This is a genomic window from Bradyrhizobium sp. LTSP857, from assembly GCF_000938285.1.
Taxonomy (GTDB): domain Bacteria; phylum Pseudomonadota; class Alphaproteobacteria; order Rhizobiales; family Xanthobacteraceae; genus Bradyrhizobium.
Genome location: NZ_JYMS01000039.1, coordinates 305,879 through 321,889, shown reverse-complemented (window position 1 = coordinate 321,889; position 16,011 = coordinate 305,879). Strand labels below are relative to the sequence as shown.

The window sequence follows — 16,011 nt, the reverse complement described above, 5'->3', positions numbered from 1 at the left end:
GCCTGCTCGGCGGGCTGACGCGCCGTCATCCCGCCTTGGCGACGTGGCTATCCGCCGCACCTGATCGCAGGTTTTGAAAGAACGTCTCCACCTCGCGCGACAGCGTCTCCGCCGTCGCGGTCAGGCTGCTCGCCGCCATCAGCACGGAGGAGGCCGCCGTATCGGTCTCGCCGATGGCGTCGCGCAGCGAGGTGATGTTGGCGACGAGGGTCTCGTTGCCTTGCGCGGCCGATTGCGCGTTGGACGAGATCTCGCGCGTGGCGGCATCCTGCTGGCCGATCGCGCCGGCGATCGCCGAGGTGACGTCGTTGATCTCGCGCACCGCGCCACCGATCTCGCGCACGGCATCGACCGCGTTGCGGGTCGAGGCCTGGATCATGCTGACGTTCTCGCTGATGTCGGCGGTTGCCTTGGCGGTCTGGCCCGCGAGCGCCTTGACCTCGTGCGCGACGACGGCAAAGCCGCGGCCGGCGTCACCGGCGCGCGCAGCCTCGATGGTGGCATTGAGCGCGAGCAGATTGGTCTGTTCGGCAATCGCCTGGATCAGATTGAGGACGCCGTCGATGCGCTGCGTGGCGGCAGCAAGGCTCTCGATCTCGGTGATCGACTTCTCGGTGCGCTGGCCGGTCTGCTCGACCGCACCGGCGCTCTGCCGCACCTGGCGGCCGATCTCTTCGACGGAAGCTGACAGCTCTTCGGCCGCGCTCGCCACTGCCGTGACGTTGTGCGAGGCCTGCTCGGTCGCGTTCGCTGCGGTACCGGCGCGGCTGCTCGCGTCCGCAGTGACGCGCGTGATGGTCTGCGCGGTCTCGCGCATGACCGTGGCATTATCGGTGAGGCCGCGCATGACCGCGCCGATCGCATCGCGAAATTCCTCGACGGATTGCTCGATGTGACGGGCACGCTCCTCGCGCGCGGCGGAGTCCTGCGAGACCTGCGAGGCGAGGTTGCGGTTGCGCCCCATCGCGTTCTGGAACACCTGGATGGCGCGGGCGAGCGCGCCGATCTCGTCAGCGCGGTCAGAGTGCGGCACCACGACATTCTCGGCGCCGTCGGCGACCTGCTTGATGGTCGCGGTGATCGCGGCGAGCGGCCGGGCGATCGAGCGGGCGATGATGATGATGCCGATCACGACGAGCGCCAGTGCCACGCCGCCGAGGCAGGTCAGCACCAGCGACAGGATGCGGTTGGTCTCGGTCTGCTGTGCGATCTGCCTGGCGCGCTCGGCATAGACCTTGGACAGCGCCTCGAGATCCTTGTTCAGCGCCGAGCGTACGGCGCGGTTGGCGTCGTTGTCGCCCCATTCGCGGCCCGCGGCCGGGCCGATCTCGATGCCGCGGCGGACCAGCTCCTTGCGGAAGTCGACGAACTGCTCGATGCGTTTCTTGAAGGTGGCGAATTGCGCGGCATCGTCGTCCCTGACGATGGTCTCCCAGCGCTTCACGACGTCGAGGATCTGCTCGTTGAACTTGAGCAGGCCTTCGCCGTATTTCTTCACCACGGCCGGCTCGGTCGACATGTAGACGCCGCGCGACTCCATCACGACCGCATAGACCAGCGAGTTGACGCGCTCGACGTTCAGCGCGGCCGCATTCGCCGTCTCGATCGCGGCGGTCAGCTCGGCGCTGCGGCGGCTGTTGTAGTCGGACAGCATCGCGATCGCCGCGGTGAGCAGCGCGAACAGCGCGAAGATCGCGTAGAGCTTGGTGGCAAGCGTGAAGCGGCCTGCCAGCCCGGTGGCATTCCCAGATCGATCGGTTGTCATAATGTTCAGGGCCCGAATGGCCTGGAGCGGCCGGTGCGCGCGGTCGTCTAAAATTGTTGCAAAACTATGCAGAATGAAGATGGACGCAGCGTTAACGTGCAAGTCTGGGGTGCAGGCCCAGGGTCGGGGAAAATATGAGCCGTCTCAGTAATTTGGCGTGATCCTATCGGTTTCCGGCAGACCGACCCCGGGGATCGCCCGGAATGCCCCAAACATCGGCGTGCACGACAGCCGCCGAGCGCGTATTCCCTAACGTGAGCGCCGCCTTCAAAATCGATCTGGAGTCGGTCACTGGCCGACGAACCTGCGGAGCTGCCTTTGGTCTACCGCCACACCATCGACGCCACGACCTACACGTTCCCCGATCTGCGCGACCTCCTCGCCAAGGCGACGCCGCCGCGCTCCGGCGACCGGCTGGCCGGCCTTGCCGCCGGCAACGCCGAGCAGATGATCGCGGCGCGGATGGCGCTCGCCGACGTCCCGCTCGGGCAGTTCTTGCAGGAAGCCGTCATCCCCTATGAGGCCGACGAGGTTACCCGCCTCGTCATCGACAGCCATGATGCAAAGGCCTTTGCACCGGTGGCGTCGCTCACGGTCGGCGCTTTCCGCGACTGGCTGCTGTCGGACGCTGCGAGGCCCGAAATCCTGCGCAAGCTCGCGCCCGGTATCACCCCGGAAATGGCGGCCGCGGTGTCAAAGCTGATGCGCAACCAGGACCTGATCCTGGCGGCGCGGAAGTGCGAGGTCACCACCGCCTTCCGCAACACCATCGGCCTGAAGGGGCGGATGAGCACGCGGCTCCAGCCCAACCATCCCTTCGACGATGCCCGGGGCATCACAGCCTCGATCCTCGACGGCCTCCTGCTTGGCGCCGGCGATGCCTGTATCGGCATCAATCCGGCGAGCGACGACCCGGCCGTGATCGCGCAATTGCTGCGGCTGCTCGACGAGATCATCGCGCGGCTGAAGATTCCGACCCAGGGCTGCGTCCTGACCCATGTCACGACGACGTTGTCGCTGATCGGGCAGGGCGTGCCGGTCGATCTCGTCTTCCAGTCGGTCGCAGGCACCGAGGCCGCCAATCGCAGTTTCGGCATCGACCTCGCCTTGCTGAAAGAGGGGCAGGAGGCCGGGCTGTCGCAGAAGCGCGGCACGGTCGGGCAGAACGTGATGTATTTCGAGACCGGCCAGGGCTCGGCGCTGTCGGCCAACGCCCATCACGGCGTCGACCAGCAGACCTGCGAGGCCCGCGCCTATGCGGTCGCCCGGGCCTTTGCACCGCTTTTGGTCAACAGCGTGGTCGGCTTCATCGGCCCCGAATATCTCTATGATGGCAAGGAGATCATCCGGGCGGGGCTGGAAGATCACTTCTGCGGCAAGCTGCTCGGCCTGCCGCTCGGGATCGACATCTGCTACACCAACCATGCCGAGGCGGACCAGGACGACATGGACAATCTGCTGACGCTGCTGGCCGCCGCCGGCGTCACCTTTATCATGGGGGTGCCGGGCGCCGACGACGTCATGCTGAACTACCAGTCCACCTCCTTCCATGACGCGCTCTATGTCCGCGACGTCTTCGGGGTGGCCCGCGCGCCGGAATTCGACGACTGGCTGGCGCAAACCGGCATTGCGGGCGCGGATTTCCGGCTTGCCGGCGATGCAGGCCTGTTGCCCGATTTTGCCTCCCGGCTGATTGCGTGAGGGCGGAGGCGGAAGAATCTCGCGAAAAACTTCCATCCCCGGCGTGAACCTGGGAAACCATTGGCGAGTCTCACGAATTAGACCGATGCCACAATATTGAGGAAATCCGGTCGCAGCGTTACGTTATGTGTCTGGTGACCTCGTCAGGACCGTTCGTAGAACGTGGTTGGGGGAAAGTTCGATGCGCGCTGAAAGCAACGGAACGAGCCGGCATATCCTCTGCGTCTTCCCGCGTTACACCTCATCCTTCGGCACATTCGAATACTCTTATCCTCTGACAGACGGCGTCCGCGCCTTCATGCCGCCGCAGGGTCTCCTGCTGCTTGCGGCCTATCTGCCCGAGGAATGGCAGGTCAAGTTCGTCGACGAGAATCTCCGTCCCACGACAAAGGAAGAGTTCGAATGGGCTGAGGCCGTCTTCGTCAGCGGCATGCACATCCAGCGCCAGCACATGAACGACATTTGCCGCCGCGCCCATGAACTCGATCTGCCGGTGGCGCTCGGCGGGCCCTCGGTCAGCGCGTGTCCCGATTACTATCCGTCCTTCGACTATCTTCATGTCGGCGAGCTCGGCGACGCCACCAATGAACTGATCGAGATCCTCTCGCGCGACACCTCGCGCCCGGAACAGCAGGTGGTGCTGACCACCAAGGATCGCATTCCGATGACGGAGTTTCCGATCCCGGCCTATGAGCTTGCCGACGTGAAGAAATACTTCCTCGGCAGCATCCAATATTCCAGCGGCTGCCCCTATCAGTGCGAGTTCTGCGACATCCCCGGCCTCTATGGCCGCAACCCGCGCCTCAAGTCGCCGGAGCAGATCATCGCCGAGCTCGATCGCCTGCGCGAATGCGGCATGACCGACACGGTCTATTTCGTCGACGACAATTTCATCGGCAACCGCAAGGCGGCGCTGGACCTGCTGCCGCATCTGATCGAATGGCAAAAGAAGACCGGCTACGTCGTGCGGCTCGCCTGTGAGGCGACGCTCAACATCGCCAAGCGGCCCGAGATCCTCGAGAAGATGCGCGAGGCCTTTTTCATCACCATCTTCTGCGGCATCGAGACGCCGGACCCCGACGCGCTGAAGGCGATGCATAAGGACCATAATATGATGGTTCCGATCCTGGAGGGCGTGCGCACCATCAACTCCTACGGCATGGAAGTGGTGTCCGGCATCATCATGGGGCTCGACACCGACAAGGCGAATACCGCGGAGGCGCTGCTCGCGTTCGTCGACGAATCCCAGATTCCGCTGCTGACCATCAATCTGCTTCAGGCGCTGCCGAAGACCCCGCTATGGGATCGACTGGAGCGCGAAGGGCGTCTGATTCAAGATGACGAAGGTCGCGATTCCAACGTCAATTTCCTGCTCCCGTATGACGACGTCGTCGCGTCCTGGAAGCACGCCATGAGCGTCGCGTACGAGCCAGAGAAGGTCTACGCTCGCTTCCAGTATCAATGCGACAACGTTTATCCCCATCGCCTCAAGATGCCGGTGCCGGACGAGATGAAGACCTGGCCCAATATCCGGCGCGGCCTGATCATGATGCGCAACATCTTCTGGAAGGTCGGGGTGCTCGGCGATTACAGGCGCGTGTTCTGGAAGTTCGCACTTGGAAGGATCAAGCGCGGCGACATCGAAGGGCTGATCGGCTGTACCATGATCGCGCACCACCTGATCAAGTTTTCGCAAGCGGCTACGACGGGCAAACAGAACGCCTCGAATTATTCGATCCGGCTGCGCGAGGCTGCCGTTCCGGCCGAATGACCGACAAGACCGTCCCGCGCCGCCCGACCCTCGATCTGCGGTCGTTCACGCCTGCGCGCGTCGCGCTCGGGCGCAGCGGCGCGAGCCTGCCGACAAAACCGCTGCTCGATTTCACGCTGGACCACGCCCGCGCCCGCGATGCCGTGCATGCCGCCTTCGATGCGCCGCTTCTGGTTGCCGGGATCAGTGCGCTTGACCTCGTCGTTTCCGAGGTGAGGAGCCGGGTGGCGGATCGCAGGGATTATCTGCGACGGCCGGACCTCGGGCGGCAGCTCGATGCCGGCTCCGCCGAGGCCCTGGCGCTAGGCGCCACAAAACCGTGCCAGCTCGCGATCGTCATCGGCGACGGATTGTCGGCGGCGGCGGTCCATGTCCACGCGGTCGCGCTGGTAAAGAGCCTGTTGCCTCTGCTCGCGGCGGACAATGGTGTCGCGATCGACCATGTCGTCGTCGCCTCAGGCGCGCGGGTCGCGCTCGGCGACGAGATCGGCGCCATTCTCGGCGCGTGCATGGTGGTGATGCTGATCGGCGAGCGGCCGGGCCTGTCCGCGCCCGACAGCCTCGGTGCCTATCTGACCTTTGCGCCGAAGCCGGGCCTGACCGATGCCGAGCGCAACTGCGTCTCGAACATCCATCACGCAGGGTTGAGCTATGACGAGGCGGCCTTCAAGGTCGCCTGGCTCGTCCGCGAGGGACTGGCGCGGGAAGTCACTGGCGTGGCGCTCAAGGACGAGAGCGGCGATCCCCCGGCTCGAATCGGGACGATCCCGCCGGAATGACCGATATCAAGGGCCGAAATCGCCGCATGTTGATCCAATTTGTGCGCTTGCGCGCGCTTGCGAGATGGCGTTTGGACCTGCTAAACCCATCGCGGCGATTTCCCGCGCTTTTTCAAAGGGCAAGCCTCCCATCTGTATGGCGTTTTCAAGCCGATATGCGGGGCGCATAAGCTCACTGACCGAACCGATTTAGGAACTGGACAAGGCATGCTCGAAAAGCACAGCGAGAGTGAGGTTCATGTCGACAAGGTCGAGCAGGGGCCTACGTCTTCCATTGCCTTCGGGCTTGAACGCATCGGGCTGATCGCCGTCCGGGCGCCGATCGTTTCCTGCATCGTCCTGCTCGTGCTGATCGTCGGCGCCGTGTTCGGCATCCATCGGATCAAGATCGACGATTCACTGTCGCAGCTATTCCGCTCCAATTCCCGTGAATTCCACCAGTACGAAGAGGTGACGAAGAAGTTCCCGGCGGAGGAATTCGACGTTCTCGTCGTGGTCGAGGGCAAGACCCTGCTGGCGCGGAATAACCTCGAGAAGCTGCGCGACTTCGTCACCGATTTGCAACTGGTCGAGGGCACGCGCGGGCTGGTGTCGCTGTTCTCCGCCCGCCAGGCGCCGGCGCCGGGCAAGCTGCCGGCGGCGCTATTCCCGGGCGAGCTGCCCGAGGGCGCGGCCTATGACAAGTTCATCGAGACCGTCAAAGCCAACGAGATCATCCGCGGCAAGCTGTTGTCGGAGGACGGCACGCTCGCGCTGATCGTGCTCTCGCTCGATCCGGAGGTGGTTGCCTCCAGCAAGCTCACCAAGACCGTCGGCGACATCCGCGCGCTGATGAAGGAGGATCTCGGCCAGACGGGTCTCAGCGTGGAGCTCTCCGGCGTGCCGGTGATGCAGCTCGAAATCCGCAACGCGGTCGAGCGCGACGGCCTCACCTACAACATCCTCGGCATCCTCGCCGGCTGTGTCATCGCCATCATCTTCTTCCGAAAAATTTCCTTCATGATCGTGGCGGCGTTCCCGCCGATGATCGCGATCCTGCTGGCGCTCGGTGCGCTCGGCTGGGCCAATTTCAATCTCAACATGTTCCTGAACGTGATGACTCCGCTCATCATGGTCATCAGCTTCTCGGACTCGATGCAGCTTACCTTCGCCGCACGTGACCGGCTGATCGCAGGGCAGGACAAGTTCACCGCGTTCAAGAACGCGGTGCTGGTGGTGGGACCGGCCTGCGTGCTGACGCACGGCACTGCCGGCATTTCCTTCATCGCGCTCCAGTTCTCCGACTCAGACTTGATCCGCAAGTTCGGCGAGGCGGGTCTGGCCGCCACCATCATCGCGCTGGTCGCGGTGCTGTCGCTGGTGCCGGTGTTCGGTGTGCTGTTGGTGCGCAACGAGAAAGTCTTTGCGAGCAAGTTCCAGAGCGCGGATGCCGGCGTGCAGGCGCTGCGCAATTTCTGCTACTGGATCGCGGTGCGCATGGTGGGTCGCCCCGGCCTGTTCAGCCTGATCGCGGTCGTATTCGTCGCCAGCCTCGGCGTCGTCTACGCCAATCTTCAGCCGCGCTACCGCCTTGCAGACCAGGTGCCGGACAAGCGCCAGGCCGTGGCCGCAAGCAACCGGCTCGACGCCAAATTGACCGGCGCCAATCCGGTCAACGTCCTGATCCAGTTCCCCAAGGGTGAATCGCTCTACTCGCCGGAGACCCTGCAAACCATCGCGGACGTTCACGCGATCGTAGAGAAGGCGGCCGGCGTTGGTAACGTCTGGTCTGTCGAAACCCTGCGCCGGTGGCTTGCGGAAAAGGCCGGCAGCGGCGACGTCGCGACGCTCAAGGAATATGTCAGCCTGATCCCTGAGCATCTCGTGCGGCGCTTCATCGATGCCGACCAGGATGCCGTCCTGGTCGCAGGCCGCGTACCGGATATCGATTCCAGCCAGCTTCTGCCCGTCGTGGACAAGCTCGATGCCGAGCTCGACGTCGTCCGCAAGAAGCATCCCGGCTACGAGGTGGCGGTCACCGGTCTTGCCGCGATTGCCGCACGCAACTCGGCCGGCATGATCGAGAAGCTCAACCGCGGGCTCACCGTCGAATTCGCGCTGGTCGCGATCTTCATCGGGCTGGCCTTCCGCTCCTGGGTTGTGATGTTCGCATGCATCCTGCCGGGCATCTTCCCGGTGGTGATGTCGGGAACGGTGCTGTGGGCGATGGGCGAGGGGCTGCAATTCGCCAGCGTCGTGGCGCTGACCGTTTCGTTCGGCCTCGGCTTAAGCGCCACCATCCACTTCCTCAACCGCCTCAGGCTGGAGAGCAAGCCGGGCGTTGGTTCAGCGCTCGCGGTGGAGCGCGCGACCGTGCTGGTCGGCCCGGCACTGATCCTGACCACGTTGGTGCTGGCCTGCGGCCTCGTCGTCACCGTATTCTCCGATCTGCCGTCGCTCAGGCTGTTCGGTTGGCTCAGCGCTTTCTCGATGGTGGCGGCGCTGGTCGCCGACCTCTTCATCCTGCGGCCGACGGCGATGTGGCTGATCAATCTGCACGCCAGGCTTCAGGGGCCGGACAAGCCCGCGATCTGAGCGGGGCGGCAGACGCTGCTTCTCTCAGGCTCACAGCACGGTGAGTTGCGAACGGCCCGATGTCCCACAGCACGATTCTGCGAATGTGGTCCATGTCAGCAAAAAGCCCCCGGCTCGCGAAAACCGGGGGCGTGTTCCTTATCTAGCGGGAAGGGCGATCAGCCCTTCGTCATCGTGATGTTGACGCCGCGGATCTCGCCCTTGGAGGAGATCTGCACCGTCTGCTTGGTGCCGTTGGTGCGCAGCGTCAGGTTGGCGGCAAAACCGTTGGCCTCGACGAACACGTCGATCTGGCCACCGCCGGCGGTGCCCTGGAGATTGCCGAAGATGTTGCGGCTGGCCTCGCTCCAATTGCCGGAGATGCGGTCGCCCTGGCTCGTCACGTCGCTGGTGAGGTCGAACTTGTAGCTGTCGGACGCGCAGTGCAGGGCCTGCTTCAGGTTGAGGCCGGTGCCGCCCACCTTGTAGTCCGCCTTGCAGCGGATGTGCTCGGTGGAGCCGTCGGACAGCGACACCGTGCCGGTGCCGCTCCACGCGCCGTCGAAGCCGGCAAACGGTCCGGACGACTGAGCGTGGCTCGCCGAAACCGAGAAGAGCAGCGCAGCCCCAATGCCGGCCGCCTTGATCGCTTGTCCAGATCGCCCAAAGAATTTCATCATAAATATCCCGTTTTGGAACGACGCCCGCTCATGACAGAACGTCTCGCCACATCGAAAGTTTAGTGTTCCGAGCCTGTGTCAGGTTCAAAGCCCAACCGTCCACGATGTCAGGCTCGCAAAGCGCTCTCGCCATGTTCCGCCCCTGGATTCGCTCTGTTTCTGCATATTTCTCGCGGAAAAGGCGGATCGACAGATGCAGCTCTGCAACAGGTGTCCAGCAAAACGCGGCCTGCCCGAATTATGACGTCGTATCAATCCCTTACATCTGGCAATGAAGACCGAGGGAAGACCTGATCTGGTCGGCGTGGCACCAATTTGGCCGCATTTGCCAGTGCTTGTGCCTTCTCCGGTGCCGCTGTTTCCGCGGCAACTTGCCATCAGAACAATCCGTTCCCGTCGTCCGCCCTGTGCTGTCCGGGATCGGTGCGATTCTGCCGTCAGAATGAAGGAATACAATGCGTAAGCTTCTCGTCGCTCTCACCCTGCTGTCGGCCACCCTTTCTACGGCTGCGTTCGCCCAGCAAGGGCGTGGCACGGACGCCGAGCAGAAGGCCTGCACACGCGATGTGCAGAAGTTCTGCCGTCCGGTGATCGATCAGGGCGATTTCGCGATCCTGGCCTGCCTGAAGGAAAATCGGCCGAAGATCTCGCAGCCCTGCGACCAGGTCCTGAAGAACCACAACCAGTAAGCTCGGCCGCTGGCCTACAATGGCGGATACCGGGTCGTCTTTTCGGGCCCGGATCCGGTAGGGCAGCCATCGAGAGACAGGATTGGTTTTGAGGCCGTATTCCCCTATATGGGGGCCGCGGCGGCCCCGCCGGCGTGAGCCCGTGCGGGCGAAAAAGCCTTCCTGTCCAAGCGATTGTTGACCAGCCCTCGATGACCTCTGCGAGCGAATTACGATCCGGCAAGGGTGACCGCGACGAGAATTTTCCCGTCGCGTCCTGGATCATTCATCCACGTCATCGCGCGCTGATTCTGGCCTATTACAACTTCGTCCGCACCGCCGACGATATCGCCGACCACGCGACGCTGCCGCCCGATCAGAAGCTCGCTTATCTCGATTTGTTCGAGACGGAACTGCTTGGCAAGGGCGACACCCAGGCCGAAGCCGTCGCCTTGCGGCGCGCGCTCGCCGAACGCGGCATGGCGCCGCGTCATGCGCTCGACGTGCTCGTCGCGTTCCGGATGGACGTGACCAAGCTGCGTTACGAGACCTGGGACGAGGTGATCCACTATTGCCGCTATTCGGCGATGCCGGTCGGCCGCTTCATGCTCGACGTCCATGGCGAGAATACCTCGACCTGGGCCGCATCGGACGCGCTCTGCGCGGGACTCCAGATCAACAACCACCTCCAGGATTGCGGCAAGGATTTTCGCGAGCTCAATCGCGTCTATCTGCCGCGTGATGCGCTGGCCGCGAGCGGCGCCTCCGTCGAGCAGCTCGGGCTCGCCGCCTCGCCGCCGGCGATGCTGGCCTGCCTCCAGGCGCTCGCCGTGCGCAACGAAGCGCTCCTCGACGAGGGCAAGTCGCTCAGCGCAGAGATCAGGGACGTTCGTCTCGGCGTCGATGTCGCGGTGATCCAGGCCTATGCCAACCGCATCGTGCGCCTGTTGAAGGTGCGCGATCCCCTGCGCGAGCGGGTGCATCTGAACAAGTTTGAGCTGCTCATCTTCAGCCTCGCCGGCATGATCGGCGAAGTCGGCCGCCGCGCGATCGGGCGCAAGGCCATCTCCAGACCAGGGACTGCCCATGACGCTTGAGGCGACCACGCCCGGCGCCAATTATGGCTCGACCGCATCCGGCAGCTCCTTCTATGCCGCGATGCGCATCCTGCCGCGCGACCAGCGCGAGGCGATGTTCCAGATCTACAGCTTCTGCCGGCAGGTCGACGACATCGCCGATTCCGACGGCCCGCGCGACGAACGGCTCGCCGCGCTCCAGGTCTGGCGCAACGACATCGACGCGCTCTATCAGGGCCATCCGCCCGAGCGCCTGAAAGACTACGTCGCCTCCGTGAAGACGTTCGGACTGAAGCGCGAAGATTTCCTGGCCATCGTCGACGGCATGGAGATGGACGTGCCGCAGGACATCCGCGCGCCCGATATGGCGACGCTCGATCTCTATTGCGATCGGGTGGCGAGCGCCGTCGGGCGGCTGTCGGTGCGGGTGTTCGGCCTGCCGGAAGAGGACGGCATTTTGCTCGCCCATCATCTCGGCCGCGCGCTCCAGCTCACCAACATTTTGCGCGACATCGACGAGGACGCCGGTCTCGGCCGGCTCTATCTGCCGCGCGAAGCGCTGCTGCATGCCGGCATCACCTCCAACGATCCGAACCGCGTGATTGTCGAGCGGGCGCTGCCAAGGGTCTGTTTGCCGCTGGCGCAGCGCGCGAAGGTGTATTTCGAGCAGTCGGACGAGATCATGAACCGCAACCGGCGCCGCGCGGTGCGCGCGCCGCGGATCATGTCGAAATACTATCACGCCATTCTTGACCTCCTGATCGCGCGCGGCTTCAACGCGCCGCGCGAACCGGTGCGTGTGTCGAAGGTCACACGCTTCGCGATCCTGTTCCGCTACGCTTTCATCTGATGCAAAACACAGCTCACATCATCGGCGCTGGAATTTCCGGCCTCTCCGCCGCTGTGCGGCTCGCCAATGCCGGCTACAAGGTCGCTGTGCACGAGGCGACGCATCAGGCCGGCGGCCGCTGCCGTTCCTATTTCGACGGCGCCACCAATCTCACCATCGACAACGGCAATCATCTGCTGCTGTCGGGCAACAGCCACGCACGCGCCTATGCGCGCTCGATCGGCACCGACGCGGGCCTCGTCGGCCCCGAAAGTGCGCAGTTTCCCTTTGTCGATATCAAGACCGGACAGCGCTGGCAGATCGATCTCGGCGCTGGCCGGCTCCCGACCTGGGTGCTCGACGAGAGCCGCCGCGTTCCCGACACCGGGCTCACCGACTATCTGAAGCTGGCGCCGCTGATCTGGGCGTCGGAGCAGACGCTGGTCGGCAAATCCATTCCTTGCGAGGGCACGCTCTATCAGCGCCTGGTGCAGCCGCTGCTGCTGGCTGCGCTCAATGTCGATCCACCCGAGGGCTCGGCCGGGCTTGCCGGCGCGATCGTGCGCGAGACGCTGCTTGCGGGCGGACAGGCCTGTCGCCCGTTGATCGCGCGCGACGGCCTCAGTGCCGTGCTGATCGAACCCGCCGTGAAGTTCCTGGCAGAGCGCGGTCATTCCGTTCAGCTCGGCCATGAGCTGCGTTCCTTCGTCAGCAATGACGGCAAGGTCGGCGCGCTGAATTTCGGCGGCGAGGATGTGATCCAGCTCGGTGCCGGCGATGTCATCGTGATGGCGGTACCGCCGCGCTCGGCCGCGAGCCTGCTGCCGGGCCTGAAGACGCCGACCGAATTCCGCGCCATCGTGAATGCGCATTTCCGCATTGAGCCGCCGCCGGGTTCGGCTGCGATCCTCGGCGTGATCGGCGGGACCGTCGAATGGCTGTTCGCGTTCCCGAACCGGCTTTCCGTCACCATCAGCAATGGCGACCGTCTGGTCGACATGCCGCGCGAGGAACTCGCGCAGACGATCTGGAACGACGTCTGCAAAGCGGGCGGTGTGTCCGGCGAGCTGCCGCCGTGGCAGATCGTGCGCGAGCGCCGCGCCACTTTTGCCGCGACGCCGGCGCAGAATGCCCTGCGCCCGGGGCCGGTCACCGCGCTGAAAAACCTGTTCCTTGCCGGCGATTGGACTGCTACGGGATTGCCTGCAACCATCGAGGGATCGGTCCGGTCCGGCGATCGCGCCGCCGATCTGGTCCTGGCCGCCAAGCGATACTGACGAGCGGCCCTGACGGGCATTTGTCCCGGTCAATCGCAATCAACTATCGGAGTAATCGAGCCAGATGGATTCCGTGAACGCGACCGCCCGCGAAGCCTTGGAATCGAGAATATTGGAATCGAGCATTGCGTCGGCCACGCAAGGCGTCATCGGCTTTCAGCAATCCGATGGCCATTGGGTGTTCGAGCTCGAGGCTGACTGCACGATCCCGGCCGAATACATCCTGCTGCGCCACTATCTGGCGGAGCCGGTCGATGCCGTGCTCGAAGCCAAGATCGCAAATTATCTTCGCCGCGTTCAGGGCGCCCATGGCGGCTGGCCGCTGGTGCATGACGGCGCGTTCGACATGAGCGCCAGCGTGAAGGCCTACTTCGCGCTCAAGATGATCGGTGACTCCGTCGACGCGCCGCACATGGTGCGCGCCCGTGAGGCGATCCACGCCCGCGGCGGCGCCATTCACAGCAACGTCTTCACCCGCTTCATGCTCGCCATGTTCGGCGTCACGACCTGGCGCGCGGTGCCGGTGCTGCCGGTCGAGATCGTGCTGCTGCCGTTCTGGTTTCCGTTCCATCTCAACAAGATCTCCTACTGGGCGCGCACCACCATGGTGCCGCTGCTGGTGCTCGCCGCGCTGAAGCCGCGTGCACGGAATCCGAAGGGTGTCGGCATCGACGAGCTCTTCCTTCAGGACCCGCGCTCGATCGGCATGACCGCGAAGGCGCCGCACCAGAGCATGGCCTGGTTCGTGCTGTTCCGCGCGCTCGACAGCATCTTGCGCGTGGTCGAACCGATGTTTCCGAAGAGCCTGCGCCAGCGCGCCATCAATGCCGCGCTGGCCTTCACCGAGGAGCGGCTCAACGGCGAGGACGGCATGGGGGCGATCTACCCGCCGATGGCCAACATCGTCATGATGTACGACGCGCTCGGCAAGGACGAGAATTTCCCGCCGCGCGCGGTTACGCGCAGGGGCATCGACAAGCTGCTCGTCATCGGCGAGGAGGAGGCCTATTGCCAGCCCTGCGTCTCGCCGGTGTGGGACACGACGCTGACCGCGCATGCGCTGCTCGAGGCCGGCGGCGACAAGGCGGTGCCTGCGGCCAAGCAGGGGCTCGACTGGCTGATCCCGAAGCAGGAGCTCGAAGTGAAGGGCGACTGGGCGGTGAAGCGGCCCGATGCGCGTCCGGGCGGCTGGGCGTTCCAGTACAACAATGCCCATTACCCCGATCTCGACGACACCGCCGTGGTGGTGATGTCGATGGATCGCATGCGCCGCGAGCACGGCACCACCGGCTATGACACAGCGATCGACCGTGCCCGGGAGTGGATCGAGGGCATGCAGAGCGACGACGGCGGCTGGGCTTCCTTCGAAGTCAACAATTTCGAATATTATCTGAACAACATCCCGTTTTCCGACCACGGCGCGCTGCTCGACCCGCCGACCGAGGACGTCACCGCGCGCTGCATCTCGATGCTGGCCCAGCTCGGCGAGACCGAGAAGACCAGCAAGCACTTGGCCGACGGGGTCGCCTATTTGCGCAAGACCCAGCACCCGGAGGGATCCTGGTACGGCCGCTGGGGCATGAACTTCATCTACGGAACCTGGTCGGTGCTTTGCGCCCTGAATATGGCTGGAATTCCCCACACCGACCCGATGATGCGCAAGGCAGCCGGCTGGCTGGCCTCGATCCAGAACAAGGACGGCGGCTGGGGTGAGGACGCGGTCAGCTACCGCCTGGACTACAAGGGATGGGAGGCCGCCCCCTCGACCGCCTCGCAAACGGCATGGGCCTTGCTTGCCCTGATGGCAGTCGGCGAGGTTGAACACCCGGCCGTCGCCCGCGGGGTGGAGTACCTGATTGCAACACAGAACGAAAAAGGACTGTGGGACGAGCAGCGCTATACCGCCACAGGCTTTCCCCGCGTATTCTATCTACGGTACCATGGTTATCCGAAGTTCTTCCCGCTGTGGGCGCTGGCGCGGTATCGGAACTTGCGGAACACCAACAGCAGGGTGGTAGGGGTCGGGATGTGACTTTGGGGACGGGGGACTATGTTACCGCGGGTCAGGCCGTTGACCCGCGGCCGATATTGATCGTGACCGGTCTGGTTCAGGAGGCCCGCATTGCGGCCGGGCCCGGAATGGCGGTCATTTGCTCGTCGAGCAGCCCGACCCAGTTACGGGCACTGCTGACGGTGGTTGATCCCCAGACGATTCGCGGCGTCATCTCGTTCGGCGTGGCCGGCGGGCTAGACCCGACGCTGCGCTCCGGCGACGTCGTGGTGGCAACCGAGGTGCTCGCGGGCGATACCCGCTGGGCGGCCGGCCTGTCGCTCGGCCACGACCTCATCGACAAGCTGACCTCCGGCCGCCGCCGCGTCGTGCGCGGCAGTCTCGCCGGCGCCGAGGAAGTGGTCACGGGCAGCTCCTCCAAGGCGGCTCTGCATTCGGAGACCGGCGCGTCTGCCGTCGACATGGAAAGCCACATCGCGGCCGCCTACGCCGCCGAGGCCGGCTTGCCGTTCGCCGCGGTCCGCGTCATCAGCGACCCCGCCCATCGCGCGCTGCCCGCGCTCGCCCGCGCCGCGATCAAGCCCAACGGCCAGATCGACCTCGCCGCCGTGCTGCGCGGCATCGTGCGCAATCCAACAGCGCTGCATGGACTGGTCTCGACCGGCATCGATTTCAACCGCGCCCTGCGCTCACTTCGCGGCTGCCGCGACTTCCTGATCGGCACCGAGCTTGCCGACAGCGAGGCGCTGGTCTCCGAGACGGTCTGAGCGGGATCTCCGATCTGACGAAAGACAAAGGCCCGGTCGCCATAAGCGATCGGGCCTTTGTCTTTTGGTGTGTGTAGTCCGGGAGGCCGAGACCCCGGCAGGATGCTGGTTAAGGAAAGATTGAAACTTCGCAG

At 64.5% G+C, this 16,011-nt stretch carries 12 protein-coding genes; 10 read left to right on the top strand and 2 right to left on the bottom strand.

The window, feature by feature from the left end; genetic code table 11:
* Window positions 1–25 precede the first annotated feature (25 nt).
* On the bottom strand, window positions 26–1,765 hold the full coding sequence (locus tag UP06_RS26180) for a methyl-accepting chemotaxis protein (protein ID WP_045006541.1): 1,740 nt from the start codon (window positions 1,763–1,765) through the stop codon (window positions 26–28).
* 318 nt (window positions 1,766–2,083) lie between these two features.
* Here UP06_RS26180 and UP06_RS26175 point away from each other — a divergent pair, with 318 nt between their 5' ends.
* The 4 genes from UP06_RS26175 to UP06_RS26160 all read left to right on the top strand — a co-directional run bounded on the left by UP06_RS26175 (window position 2,084) and on the right by UP06_RS26160 (window position 8,590).
* Window positions 2,084–3,466: an ethanolamine ammonia-lyase subunit EutB gene (locus UP06_RS26175; RefSeq protein WP_045006540.1), complete on the top strand. Its 1,383-nt coding sequence runs from the start codon at window positions 2,084–2,086 to the stop codon at window positions 3,464–3,466.
* A 181-nt stretch (window positions 3,467–3,647) separates the two neighbouring features.
* On the top strand, window positions 3,648–5,237 hold the full coding sequence (locus UP06_RS26170; RefSeq protein ID WP_045006539.1) for a B12-binding domain-containing radical SAM protein: 1,590 nt from the start codon (window positions 3,648–3,650) through the stop codon (window positions 5,235–5,237).
* Window positions 5,234–6,016 (top strand): ethanolamine ammonia-lyase subunit EutC, encoded by a 783-nt coding sequence (eutC, locus tag UP06_RS26165; RefSeq protein ID WP_045006538.1) that lies wholly within the window; start codon window positions 5,234–5,236, stop codon window positions 6,014–6,016. The genes UP06_RS26170 and eutC overlap by 4 nt, the downstream gene beginning before the upstream one ends.
* Before the next feature lie 207 nt (window positions 6,017–6,223).
* Window positions 6,224–8,590 (top strand): efflux RND transporter permease subunit, encoded by a 2,367-nt coding sequence (locus tag UP06_RS26160; RefSeq protein WP_045006537.1) that lies wholly within the window; start codon window positions 6,224–6,226, stop codon window positions 8,588–8,590.
* A gap of 158 nt (window positions 8,591–8,748) precedes the next feature.
* Here the strand turns inward: UP06_RS26160 and UP06_RS26155 are convergent, their stop codons facing one another.
* Window positions 8,749–9,246 (bottom strand): hypothetical protein, encoded by a 498-nt coding sequence (locus UP06_RS26155; RefSeq protein WP_045006581.1) that lies wholly within the window; start codon window positions 9,244–9,246, stop codon window positions 8,749–8,751.
* Between the two features lie 458 nt (window positions 9,247–9,704).
* Between UP06_RS26155 and UP06_RS26150 the strand changes: the two genes are divergently transcribed.
* From UP06_RS26150 to UP06_RS26125, 6 genes are all read left to right on the top strand, one after another.
* Complete coding sequence (locus tag UP06_RS26150; RefSeq protein ID WP_045006536.1) at window positions 9,705–9,938, top strand: hypothetical protein; 234 nt, start codon at window positions 9,705–9,707, stop codon at window positions 9,936–9,938.
* Between the two features lie 191 nt (window positions 9,939–10,129).
* Window positions 10,130–11,014, top strand: a complete 885-nt coding sequence (gene hpnC / locus UP06_RS26145; protein ID WP_045006535.1) for a squalene synthase HpnC — start codon at window positions 10,130–10,132, stop codon at window positions 11,012–11,014.
* Complete coding sequence (hpnD, locus tag UP06_RS26140; protein ID WP_045006534.1) at window positions 11,004–11,843, top strand: presqualene diphosphate synthase HpnD; 840 nt, start codon at window positions 11,004–11,006, stop codon at window positions 11,841–11,843. The genes hpnC and hpnD overlap by 11 nt, the downstream gene beginning before the upstream one ends.
* Window positions 11,843–13,099 (top strand): hydroxysqualene dehydroxylase HpnE, encoded by a 1,257-nt coding sequence (hpnE, locus tag UP06_RS26135; RefSeq protein WP_045006533.1) that lies wholly within the window; start codon window positions 11,843–11,845, stop codon window positions 13,097–13,099. Before hpnD ends, hpnE begins: the two co-directional genes overlap by 1 nt.
* 64 nt (window positions 13,100–13,163) lie before the next feature.
* Complete coding sequence (gene shc, locus UP06_RS26130; RefSeq protein WP_045006532.1) at window positions 13,164–15,131, top strand: squalene--hopene cyclase; 1,968 nt, start codon at window positions 13,164–13,166, stop codon at window positions 15,129–15,131.
* Window positions 15,128–15,877 carry a phosphorylase gene (locus tag UP06_RS26125; RefSeq protein ID WP_045006531.1) on the top strand — a complete coding sequence of 250 codons (750 nt, stop codon included), beginning with the start codon at window positions 15,128–15,130 and terminating at the stop codon, window positions 15,875–15,877. Before shc ends, UP06_RS26125 begins: the two co-directional genes overlap by 4 nt.
* The last annotated feature ends 134 nt before the right edge of the window (window positions 15,878–16,011 follow it).